The sequence below is a fragment of the Flavobacterium amniphilum genome (genome assembly GCF_023634845.1).
GTDB classification, from domain to species: domain Bacteria; phylum Bacteroidota; class Bacteroidia; order Flavobacteriales; family Flavobacteriaceae; genus Flavobacterium; species Flavobacterium amniphilum.
Genome location: NZ_JAMLJL010000007.1, coordinates 25,910 through 37,925, shown reverse-complemented (window position 1 = coordinate 37,925; position 12,016 = coordinate 25,910). Strand labels below are relative to the sequence as shown.

The following is a 12,016-nucleotide window of genomic DNA, read 5'->3' as shown; positions in this document are numbered from 1 at the left end:
GTGCGAGAAAAGAAAGAAGTCATGTAAGAATAAGAATAAATCGTGCGAAAGGAAGAAAAAGTCGTGCGAAAGGAAGAAGAAGTTATGAGTTATGAGTTATGAGTTATGAGTTATGAGTTATGAGTTATTGGATTATTGAAGGTTTGAGGTTTATTGTTTATATTCGTGGGGTAGTTTCAAAACCCATTTAAGTCCTAAAAATGAATTTTAAAATATTGCTTTCAATCCTATTCACACAATTTCTTATCGCCCAGAATAAGCCGGTTGTTTATGAAAATGATTCAAATGCATATTACAATAAAGATAGAAATAAACTTTCATATGAAACCACATTTTGTGATTTAACCCTTTCCCCTGATTCAACTTTCAGTTTTTACCACCGTCCCCATATAAGTTGCTTTACTTGGAAAGAAGTTAAAGGAAAATGGAAGAAAAAAGATAATATATATACTTTTTCGAGTCAATATGATGTATTTGAAAATGATACCCGTAAAATTTTCAGAAAAGATTCTTCAGAAAAATACCAACTTAAATTTAGCACTGATAAGAAATCTGAACTTAAAAACAGAACTATAAAAGTTGGTTATATTTATGATTTTGACTCCAATTTAAAAAACATGGAAACCACCATGGAATTTAATCAGTATGATAATATTGAGATTCCATTTAAAGAAATTCCGAACCATGATAAACTAGCCTCAATACGTATAGATTATCAATTGAGTGCAAGCGAAAAAAGAAATACATATATTACGGAGAACAGAATAGTAAATAAAAAAGAACGTGAAATCCCAAATATTGTAACTATTGAATTTGTCGAAGAACCCAAAAAAGAAACAGTATACAGAACAACAATTGGGAGGCTGGCTGATGAGACATTAGAGATTATTTCATTCGAAAAAACAAAAACATCTTTACCTGAATATTTAGAAGAAATCGGTTTTGAAAGATATTATGAGTTAAGGAAAGAAAATTAAACAGCATATAATAATACACACTCCCTATTTCATTTTATCAACTTGTACTAAAAATCCAAACCATCACAATATTTATATAATAAACCATGACCGCAAAAGACCTATTGCATAAAATATTAGAATATCAGCATTCATGGGAAGACCCCCACGTTAAAGACAGCAAACCGGCGAGGCTTCGTCTGGAACAGATTGAGTCATTACTGGATGCATTCGGGCTTTCCAAGAAATATATCAATCTGCAAGTTCAGGTGCAATACTTCATTGGAGGAAGAAAGGAAGAACTGAGCAGGGCAAGATACTTAAACGAAATGAACAATCTTGAGTACCTGACGGGTGGTGAATTCCTTAAAGACCGAGAAGAACATTGTAATGCGGAGCTATCCCAAAAAATCATTGAAACCGTTACGGCATTACATCCCGGAATGGAAGAGTACATTACAGAAAGAAGATTACATATACACTGGCTCTTTAATAATTTACTCCATTTCAGACGGGATGTTTATAAAGTGACGTATCCTGTCGGAGGGATGTTAGAAGGTTTTGTGGCCGGTTTGGAATATAGTTTTTATCTTCAGAATAAATTAAAAGCAATTATAACAGACAATCTCGATGAGATTGATGAAACCCTCTGGTTGATTTTGGATCCTGCCCAACGTGACATTGAAATGGATGAACTGAAAAGTAAATACAATTATACTGACCATGACTTTGATTCGATTGACCATAAATGGAGAATGGAAAACTATTAATCTCTTTTTATGAAAAAGCGTCTCTTCCTTATTTTTTTAATTTCTTTATCATTACTTATTGCCTGTATGGGATGCAACAACAAGCAGGATTGCAATTTGGATACTGAAGTTTTGAGAAAAAATGACAGTCTTATAACAGTACTTAAATCGGAGAAGTCGCTTAATTTTTATTTAAGCAAGCTAAAAGAACCTGAATTAGACTCTTTCAAAGAAGAAAAAGAAACGTATAGGTTTTTGGTATTAAGTTCTTTTGGGGATTATCACAGCTACCGCGTAAATAAAAGTGGAGACCGTTATGTTATTACATCCAAAAGCTTTTTTAGATATAAAGAAGATACATTGAAGCACAGGGAAATCAGAATAGACAGTCTAAGTAAAGAACGAAAGACGGTAGTAAGTGCGCAAAGCTGGACAGCAATTAAAAAATCATTAGATGACATGAATTTTTGGAGTTTACCTGTTAAGGACAAAGGCAAGCATTACTATTTAGACGGTGTCATTTATTTTATTGAAGGCTATACTTCTGAAAAAAACGAATGTACAGGCAGGAATTACCATGTGGCTATGAGAATTTGCCCTGAAGACTCCACCCGCTATAAGTCCATATTTAAAAGAATCTCAAAACTGGCATCAAAATAAACAGACCATGAAAAGACACCTCCTTTCTATTTTATTATTCATTAGTACCATTGCTTTTTCACAAGGTGAGACAGAACAACAACTGAGAGTATTCAGTGTGCAGCACCAGTTTGTTAAGATGGACAGTGTGAACAATATTGAAAAAACCAGGGATTATTTCTTTTACAAAGCTGTTTATGCCAATGTGTGCAACCGGCCCGGTTTATCGAATGAGTATTTGGATAAGTTAAAAAAGAGTGACATTACTAAAAGCTTCCGGTATTATAAATTGAAGAATGACAATTACATTAAGCTCTTTGAATATAAAAATGCCTATGAGACCTCAGAGATCCTGACCAGTAAATTTGCAACCAAATTCACGGCTGAAGAATTGAATGACGAGATTAACACCCAGCGGATTTGGGAGGTATTACAAAAACAAAAACCACAGGCGATTGACTCTTTTACTACAATTAGCGTGGACTCCAAAAAAGATTTAGCCGGTTTGATTACTACCGAAGTAAAAGCCAACGGAACAACCAGTTCTTTTGTTTTTGACACCGGTGCCGGTATCAGCTGTATTACCGAGAGTATGGCTAAGAAAATGGGACTTGTTATTTTACCGGATAACAACATCAAGGTGATGAGTTTTACCGGGGTTGAAAACAAAGTCCTGATGGGTGTTGCGCCGGTTTTGGCCATGGGTTCACTGATCGTTCACAATGCTATCTTTTTAGTTTATCCTGATGATGCCTTTACTTTTGCCAACGGTGCGTATGTGATTAACGGGATTATTGGTTTTCCGATTATTAAAGAATTGGGAACCGTTACGATAGCGCCCGGAAGTCTCTCTTTCTCGAAAGGTGCAATTGCTGAAAACAAAGAGAAGAACTTGTTTATAGACCAGTTGCGTCCCGTGTTGATGTTGAAATACAGCGGCAGGACATTGCCTTACAACTTAGACAGTGGTGCGAAGGAAAGTTCGTTTACCAAATCTTTTTATGAGAAGTTCCAACCTTTTATAGAGGCCAACAGTACGAAAGCCATCATAAAAACATCGGGAGCCGGTGGTCAGGAAGTGGCGGCCACGGTTTTGGAACTTAAAAACCAGAGTATCCAACTGGGTGGAAAGGTTATCAAGCTAGACACACTACAGGTAGATCCTGAGAATTATGGTGTGTACGGCAGGGTGAATCATGGCAATATCGGTCAGGATGTTTTGGGTCAGTATACGAAAGTGATTATCAGTTTTGAGGGGAATTATTTGGGGTTGGAGGATTAGATTGTTGGAGTGTCAGATTATCAGATTCTTGGATTGTGGCTTCGAGAACCTCAGCTCCGATTGAAAGAATACTTGATAGTATATAGACGTTTTTTTAATGCTGGAAATAGATCAATTACCGAGTTCCAGCTGATTTTTAACCAGATTAAAATAACCTCCTTTGTTTTGCACCAGTTCATGATGTGTACCTGTTTCCTGGATTTCACCATTTTTAAGGACAATTATGTTGTCGGCATTTTTAACAGTACTTAATCTATGGGCGATAACCACGACAGTTTTACCTTTAAAAAACTGTGATAAGTTATCATGAATAATTTTTTCATTTTCAGCATCAAGTGCTGATGTTGCTTCATCAAAAAATATATAATGCGGATTTTTATAAACTGCTCTGGCTATAAGGATCCTTTGTTTTTGTCCGCCTGATATTCCGTTACCTGATGCACCGATTTTAGTATTATAACCCAATGGCAGATTATTTATAAATTCTTCAATATTTGCTATTTTCACGGCATTAAGTAATTTTTCCTTATCTATAGTTTCATCACCTGTCGCGATGTTTCTTTGAATAGTGTCAGAAAATATAAAGCCATCCTGCATTACAACTCCACAGTTTTCACGCAGACTTTGAGGAGAAATATTTTGTAAGTTTTCGGAATTAAAAAACAATGAACCTTCAGTTGGCTCATAAAATTTTAATAACAGTTTCATAAGTGTAGTTTTCCCACTTCCGCTTGCTCCAACTATAGCTGTTATTTTTCCTTCCGGTATTGCAAAATTTATATCTTTTAATATGTATGCCGATCTTGGGCCTTCATATTGAAATGAAACATTATTTAAAAATACACCTCCATTTTTATCTTTTTCAATAACTAATTTTTTTTGTTCTTCATTTTCTTCAGTCTCATGATTTTGAACTTCATTTAAGCGTTCTAAACTTAATTTTGCGTCTTGCAGTGAGCGAAAAAAACTTACCAATTGGCTAACCGGTGAATTCATCTGTCCGACAATATAAGAAACACTCAATAACTCTCCCAATGTCATTTTACCTTTCACAACAAGTGTCGCTGCCAAGAATGTAACAATTATATTTTTGATTTGATTTAAAAAATTAAAGCCTGAAATTTGAATTTGATCCAGTCTTAGAATTTTAATATTAATTTTGAATAATTTCTTTTGAATATTCTCCCATTCAGTCCGTTTAAAATCTTCAAATTGATTGAGTTTCATTTCTGTAACCCCATTGATTATTTCATAGATTGATTCTTGATTTTCACTTTTTTGCTGAAATCTTAAATAGTCTAAAAATTCTCGTTTTTTAAGCCAATAAAATGACCATGAAACAGATATGGAGGTTAAGAGAAAATAAACTGCTAAAATTGAAAGGTTATAATAGCAGAGCACTCCGAAAAAAACTGAAAAAGTAATAACGGAAAATAGAGTTATAAGACTTTGTGATGTCAGAAACTGCTCAATTCTTTCATTATCCTGAATACGCTGATTAAAATCCCCGGTCAATTTTGTATCAAAGAACTTAATGGGGAGTTGAAGCATTTTTTTCAGAAAATCAGAAATAATCGTAATACTTATTTTAGTTCCAACGAATAGCATTAACCAATTTCGTACAATCTCAATTACTATTGATCCAAAAAAAACGGCCAATTGAGCTAAAAGCATTATAGTAATAAAGCTTAAATCTTTTTTATTTACTCCGTTATCAATTAGATTTTGAGTCAGGAATGGAAAAATCAATGTTAAAATACTACCTGCCAGAAGTAATATAAACATATAAAAGATTTGCTTTTTATGAGGGTTTAAATATTTCAGTATGTACTTTAGATCGAGGGCATCTTGTTGTGGTGGCATAATGGAATAAAAGAACTCAGTTGGTTCTAAAAACAAAGCCACACCTTTATTGTCATTTACAATCCATGATTTTTGAAAATTTTCAATATTTAATTTAATAAAACCGTGTGCCGGGTCAGCGATATGAAAATATTGTTTCTTTGAAAAGGGGGTTCTTGAAATTTTATACAAGACCACAAAATGGTTTTGATTCCAATGCAAAATACACGGCAAAGGCATTTCGTCCAACTTATCGGTTACAAGTTTTGCTGTTAAAGCCTCGAATCCTATATTTTTTGAAGCTTCAGTGAGGCCCAATAAAGAAACTCCTTCACGTGTGATAAAGGAGTTTTCTCTTAAGTATTGTAATGGGTATTTTTTATTATATGCACTTGCTACCATTGACAGACAAGCAGGTCCACAATCCATATTATCATGTTGTGGTATAAAATTTATTTTATACTTTTTCAAGGTTCTTCTGTCTAATATAGTAATCTAAAAGTAATTTATCTTTAAAGTTGTATTTAAAAGAAGGACATGCAGGAGTCCCTTCATGCCAAGATTTAGGACAAGCCCCTCCACAAACAGGGAGATGCAAACACGTTTTACACCAAGTAGTTCCTGAATCCAGAACATTTGTCCAATCTCTTAATGTAGGATTAGGGTTAAAAGTTGAATAATCATCTTTTAAATTTCCAATTAAGCTATTTCCTTCAGCATATGTATCGGTATAAGGAAATTCCCAACAGGTATATATATTTCCAAAGGCATCATAAACTTCTGAATCCTTTCTTTCAACCATACAGGCGTAAAATGTCCTTTTGGGCAGCAATTTATTAATTTTGATATTGTTTTCAAAGCATCTTAACATCCATTCAATTTCTTTATCTGCGAACATTTGATTACTTAAACCGTCTTTACCCGCATCATTTCCTCCCCAGTCTACGATAGGTGCAAAAGTCAATGATACCTTTTGTCCAAGTCCTTGATCTTTAATAAAATCTATAAAGTCGTCAACCAGATGGTGATTTGTTTTATCTATATTAATCCTGATAGATATGTGTGCATCATTAGAATTGTAGAAGTCTGTAGCGGTAATGTCTTTGATATTTTTAACAATCAGATCAAAAGTTGGCTTTCTGCCATCTTTTGTAACCCTTCTTGTATCATGAGATTCGGCAGTGGCATCTAAAGTAATCTGAAAATGTTTTACATTATGTTTAGAAACCAATTCCTCAAACAACTTAGGTTTTAAACTCAATCCGTTAGTTACCATTGTTGCAGAATAATTCAAACCACGGCTTTCACATAATTCGGTAAATTTTGAAGATGCACTTCTAATACTGCTCAAGCCTGTTAAAGGTTCACCTCCATACCAAATAATATTTAATCCGGTATATTTTGTGTCATTATCCAAAAAGTGAATTATTCTTTTTAAATACAATTCGATTATGTCATCTTTAGCATAATCTTTTGTATGCTTTTGACCACAGTAATGACATCCTAACTGACAATTTGCAGATGGTTGAATTGTCATCGATAATACATTTACATCTTCAGTAGTTTCTCTGTTCTCAGTTAAAATTTTAAGGTACTCATCTTCATCAGCATCAACTAACAATTCACAACTTTTGAAAGATTCGATTGTTTCTTCTTCAATGTTACTAAATTCATTTATCAATAAATTTTGATAAATTGGTTCGTCCAATAAAAATGAAATACCACTTCTAGTTGAAAAAATAATTCTTTTGTTAGGCATATCGACGTCGTCGAGTACATCAGTAGTTAAATGGTATTTTGATAGTTTCATAAAAGGTATTAATTATAGAAATTGGAATAGTTACATTCAATCTTCTATGTTGTTAGTTAATAATAATGGTATTTTTAAAATTGACTGCCAGGTTTTAGTATGGCAGTCAATTTACTTTATTAAAAAAGATTAACCAGTAGTATGGTTAGAGCCACAAGTCTCTAATATTGGACAATCATCATAATTAGTCTCACATTTTGTCAATTTAGGACAAACTCCAAGTTTACCTCCTTTGATATTTTGCAAATCTTTATCATTGATTATCTCGATTGATTTACTTTCAGATTTCCCGCCTTTATTAAGGTCTCTTAATTTATTTTTTAGCATAATTTAAAGATTAATCAGGTGTACAATTTGTTCCGCAAGACTCCAATACCGGACAAGGATCAGAATTATTATCACATGTTTTCAATTTAGGACAGTCAACAAGTTTTCCTCCTTTGATGTTTTGTAAATCTTTTTCATTAATAACTTCGATTGATTTACCATCGTTATTAAAACCTTTTTTAAGGTCCTTCAATTTGTTTTTTAACATACTTTTCTTTTAATTAATTAGACAATAATTTCCATGTTGAAAAAATCATTACTAAGAACAATTATCCTTGTTGATTTACTCCACAGTGTTCTAAGTTTGGACAATCCTGACAATTATTAGAACAAATTTTTAATTTAGGACACTCAGCCAGAACTCCTCCTTTAATTTTTGATAAATCATTTTGGTTAATGATTTCAATTGAATCTCCCTCCACTCTTTTTGAGTTAAGGTCTTTTAAACGCTTTTTTAGCATAATTTAAAATTTTAAGTTATTAATTAATTTAAACAAGAACTGGAGTTTAAACCAGATCTATTCTTTAATCGTTCTGTTTTGCTCATCATTATTAATATTTTTTTGATTCCCTTTTACCTTACTACTACCAAATTTGTAGTTCATTGAAAAGATAAATTTTCTGGCGTCATAATAATTATGATAAGTATTTGTTCCGTTTTCTACAATAGAAACCCCTTTTTTGTATTCTTGTCTGAAAGCATCTCTTACGGTAAAAGACAATTGGAGTTTTTTATCCAATAATGAATATCTGAAACCTAAACTTAAATTAGAGTTAGGTTGAATAGTCCTGAAATCAGTCTTATTTTTTGTAGTTTGCCAGTAGTTTGCAAAAAAGATTAAAGATTTACTTTTATTTAAAATTACGCTGTTGTTTGTAGAAAAAAGTCCGTTCCATCCACTAAAAGTTGAGTTTTGAAGAACATTTGATGTTGCATGTTCGAAATGTCCATCCCCATAAATAGTAGACTCCCAAATTTTGAAGAATTTGCGTGAATAATTAACATTAAATCCAAGACTGTTTTCATCATAATAATTTTCCATTTTATACACTTGGAAATCATTTTCAATTGATGTTATTCCACCGCTTCCATTTAACAATCTGCTCCCATACAAAGATATATTCACATTCTTATGCGTGAAATTTAACTCCACGTTATGTGAAATCGATGGTTTTAAATATGGATTTCCTGTAGTATATGAATACGAGTTGTTATAAAATTGATATGGATTAAGGTCTTCGAATTTCGGGCGGCTTATCCTTGCATTGTAATTCATTGACCAGCTTGTTTCTTCACTTTGATTAAATAAGACACTTACCGTTGGGAAAACATTATCGTATTTTGAAACTATCTTATCACTCGACTCGGGATGAATATTCAATTGGGTATGCTCATACCGCAGTCCCAAATCAACAGTCCATTTTTTATTAATTTCCTTATTGGCAGTTACATATAGTGCGCTTATTTTTTCATTCAGTGAAAATAAATTATTAACAGTTATACTGTTATCTTCTAAACTGTTAGTGTAAATACGGGAATCAGTACTTGTAATTTTTGCTCCGGTTTCCAGTTTGCACCATTGGTTAGGCAATTCAAAGTCAATTTGAGCCGTTCCAATTTTAAAAGAATTGTTTTTAGTATTCTGTAAATCAGAATAAGAAGCTGAATTACTATAATTATTTATGGAATTGTCGACCTCATTTGTAATATAATTTCCTTCAATGCTAAACTTTTTTCCCTCTTTATTTATATTATAATTGTAGTAGCCGTTTAAAGAATTTACTAATCCTGCTGCATCACTACTTGTTCTTGAATTTATATTTTGAGATGTACCATTTTGAATTAATGTATTTGTTTTACCACGACCATCAATCGCTCTTCTACTGATATTATAAACTAAACCGAAGTTTGATTTTGGGTTAAGTGTATAATCAATACTCATATAAGAACTCATAGTATTACCATAAAAATTCCGATTAGTATTGTTTTCAATACTCTGTGACTGACTTTCAACTTTATTGTATTCTAAAGACTTGCTCTTAATGTTTGCCAGATTACCTTTCCATGAAATTTTAAACTTATCGTCCTGATAATTAATATTAAGACCATTATTGAAGTTGTAGTAATATCCTTTGTTTATGGAAGATTGCAATGAACCATTAACTCCCATACTTGTATTTTTTTTCAGAACAATATTAATTAATCCGCTATTACCTTCAGAATCATATTTAACAGATGGATTTGTGATTACTTCAATTTTAGAAATATTTTCACCTCGTATTGTTTTAAGATAGGTTATTAAGTCATTGCCTGATAATTGCGTTTTTTTATTGTTTATCATTACATCTACACCTGCCTTACCAACAATTCCTATGTTATCTCCTTGTACTTTCACACCCGGTGTAATAGTAAGAGCATCAATAGCATCACCTCCTGTTGCAGAAATACTGTTTTCAACATTAAAAACCAGTCGGTCAACTTTTCTCTCCAAAAGTTTCTTGTTTGAAGCTACCACAACCTCATTTAGTTGCTGAGTCTGAATAATTTTAATTACTCCTAAATTATAGTCTTGGTTTACATCTATTTTCTGTTCGTGAATAACTGTACCTAATTGTTTGACCAATAATAAATATTCTCCTTTACCGGTTATGATTGTAAATTTCCCCTCTGAATTAGTCAATTCACTTTTTATGGCTAGTGAATCTTTATCCTTTAATTGAACTTCCAAAAATTCAATTAATTTTCCGTTTTGGTTTTCGATTTGACCACTAATTTTCATTTGGGAAAACAAACTCATTGGAAGCAGTAATATGAATATTATTGCAATAAAATTATTCTTATTCATTATTGATTTGTATATATTTAGTTTTTTAAAAATTATAACTTCAAATTGTTATACTTCTTTAATTTTAACACAAAAAGAGGTGGGATTTCACAAATAAAGACCTAAAAGTATATTTTTATTGCAATTCACCCAATTATTATTTAATGTTTTTTTCCTACAAACTATAGTCAAAAAATAAACTATTAAGATTCAACTTCTTACATTTTAATTTAGATTCATTCTTTCAAAATTAAATTGAGAAATGGGTATCAAAATCCTCAATTGAATTAATTTTATTAGGCTTCAATCAAAAAACCCGTAAGATTCTTTTAGTTTATCAGACTACTTAGAACCTAAAAAAAAGAGCAGTTATTTACTGCTCTTTTTCTTTTTGGATTCCTTTTTCTTCTTCTTTTTCTTTTTTGGAGAAACCAATTTCAACTTTTCCTTTAACCGTTTTTCGGTTTCATTGATGGCATAATTGAATTCGGTGCCCATGATTGTCTTTTTGACTTCTTTCAATGCTTTTTTGGCTTGCTTCAATTCGTTTTTACGTTCCAGCAATTGCACTTTTTTGAACCAGATTTCCGCTTTATTGCTTCCTTTTACTTTCAGGGCGAAATCGATTAACTTATCGGCTTCCTCAAAATCCTCATTTAAAAGTAAGGTATCAATATAATAAGTATGGACTTCCAAGGCATTCACATTAATGGAAAGTGCCTTTTGAAAATATTCCTTGGCCATATCATATTGCAATAACTGTTCGGCATACACGCGTCCGTACAGACACAACGCCATGGTATTTTTATCATCATAAGACAAGGCATAATCCAAGGATTCGATGGTTTCCTCCAACGAATACGGATAATTATCCAATGCCTGAAACAAGTATTTATCTATAGATTTCATCTCTTAATTCTTTTTTAAACCGCTGTCGGTCGGTTTTGGTTTTCTTTTCTTCCTTTTGTTTTTTGAAGTCGGTTCCTTTGAACGTCCGCACCGGATTTCCCCGTTCGATTTGCATCTGGTTCATCCATTGCTTTTGAAACTCATTTTTGATTTGTTCCAAATTGACCACTTCCAGTTTTTCGAGCAAGCGTTCTTTTGCCAGTTTTTTATTCTGGTGTTGAGAACGCGAATCCATGGCAACCGCCGAAGTTCCGGTTGGCATGTGCGTAGCCCTGATGGCCGAACTCACTTTGTTCACATGTTGGCCTCCTGCCCCACTACTGCGCATCGCTTGGTATTGAATATCCTTTTCGTGAATAACCGACTGATCCGGTTTATTGACTTCAAAAATTCCGATGAACCAGTTTTTGCGTTTGTGCATTTTGCGGAACTGGCTTTGACCGATCCATTGGATGGTTCCTTTCCATGATACAACAAAAGCAGCTGCTTCCTTTCCTTCGATGGCAACCAGTGCCGATTCGACCGTACCGTTTTCAGATCCCGCTTCGCGGCACAGTACCGATGTGTTCAAACCGTTATCCTGTGCTTCTTCCAACACTTTTTTAAGCACTTGGGCGACAACCCAAGTGCATTCTGCAGGTCCGCGCCCTGCTGTTATTTGTATGATAGTGTCCATT

General features: G+C 33.0%; 12 protein-coding genes. 4 read left to right on the top strand and 8 right to left on the bottom strand.

Annotated elements, in window-relative coordinates; genetic code table 11:
- Positions 1–200: 200 nt before the first annotated feature.
- The 4 genes from NAT51_RS09505 to NAT51_RS09490 all read left to right on the top strand — a co-directional run bounded on the left by NAT51_RS09505 (position 201) and on the right by NAT51_RS09490 (position 3,626).
- On the top strand, positions 201–977 hold the full coding sequence (locus NAT51_RS09505) for a hypothetical protein (protein ID WP_250598395.1): 777 nt from the start codon (positions 201–203) through the stop codon (positions 975–977).
- A gap of 86 nt (positions 978–1,063) precedes the next feature.
- Positions 1,064–1,726, top strand: coding sequence for a hypothetical protein (locus NAT51_RS09500; protein WP_250598393.1), 663 nt, complete (start codon positions 1,064–1,066; stop codon positions 1,724–1,726).
- A gap of 9 nt (positions 1,727–1,735) precedes the next feature.
- On the top strand, positions 1,736–2,365 hold the full coding sequence (locus NAT51_RS09495; protein WP_250598391.1) for a hypothetical protein: 630 nt from the start codon (positions 1,736–1,738) through the stop codon (positions 2,363–2,365).
- Between the two features lie 7 nt (positions 2,366–2,372).
- On the top strand, positions 2,373–3,626 hold the full coding sequence (locus NAT51_RS09490; RefSeq protein WP_250598389.1) for a retropepsin-like aspartic protease: 1,254 nt from the start codon (positions 2,373–2,375) through the stop codon (positions 3,624–3,626).
- Positions 3,627–3,737: 111 nt separating this feature from the next.
- On the opposite strand, the gene NAT51_RS09485 is transcribed toward NAT51_RS09490, so the two are convergent.
- The 8 genes from NAT51_RS09485 to prfH all read right to left on the bottom strand — a co-directional run bounded on the left by NAT51_RS09485 (position 3,738) and on the right by prfH (position 12,015).
- Complete coding sequence (locus NAT51_RS09485; protein WP_262921802.1) at positions 3,738–5,939, bottom strand: peptidase domain-containing ABC transporter; 2,202 nt, start codon at positions 5,937–5,939, stop codon at positions 3,738–3,740.
- Entirely contained in the window at positions 5,926–7,278 is a 1,353-nt protein-coding gene (locus NAT51_RS09480) for a radical SAM/SPASM domain-containing protein (protein ID WP_250598387.1), read from the bottom strand. The genes NAT51_RS09485 and NAT51_RS09480 overlap by 14 nt, the downstream gene beginning before the upstream one ends.
- Positions 7,279–7,407: 129 nt before the next feature.
- A complete protein-coding gene (locus NAT51_RS09475) occupies positions 7,408–7,605 on the bottom strand; it encodes a bacteriocin (RefSeq protein ID WP_250598386.1) in 198 nt (65 codons plus the stop codon).
- A gap of 10 nt (positions 7,606–7,615) precedes the next feature.
- Positions 7,616–7,813 carry a bacteriocin gene (locus tag NAT51_RS09470; protein ID WP_250598378.1) on the bottom strand — a complete coding sequence of 66 codons (198 nt, stop codon included), beginning with the start codon at positions 7,811–7,813 and terminating at the stop codon, positions 7,616–7,618.
- 61 nt (positions 7,814–7,874) lie between these two features.
- Entirely contained in the window at positions 7,875–8,066 is a 192-nt protein-coding gene (locus tag NAT51_RS09465) for a hypothetical protein (protein ID WP_250598376.1), read from the bottom strand.
- A 57-nt stretch (positions 8,067–8,123) separates the two neighbouring features.
- Positions 8,124–10,451, bottom strand: coding sequence for a TonB-dependent receptor domain-containing protein (locus NAT51_RS09460; RefSeq protein WP_250598374.1), 2,328 nt, complete (start codon positions 10,449–10,451; stop codon positions 8,124–8,126).
- Positions 10,452–10,799: 348 nt separating this feature from the next.
- The gene (locus NAT51_RS09455) at positions 10,800–11,339 is read right to left on the bottom strand and encodes a tetratricopeptide repeat protein (RefSeq protein ID WP_250598372.1); all 540 of its coding nucleotides are present in this window, start codon (positions 11,337–11,339) and stop codon (positions 10,800–10,802) included.
- On the bottom strand, positions 11,323–12,015 hold the full coding sequence (prfH, locus tag NAT51_RS09450) for a peptide chain release factor H (RefSeq protein WP_250598366.1): 693 nt from the start codon (positions 12,013–12,015) through the stop codon (positions 11,323–11,325). Before prfH ends, NAT51_RS09455 begins: the two co-directional genes overlap by 17 nt.
- Position 12,016: the final 1 nt, after the last annotated feature.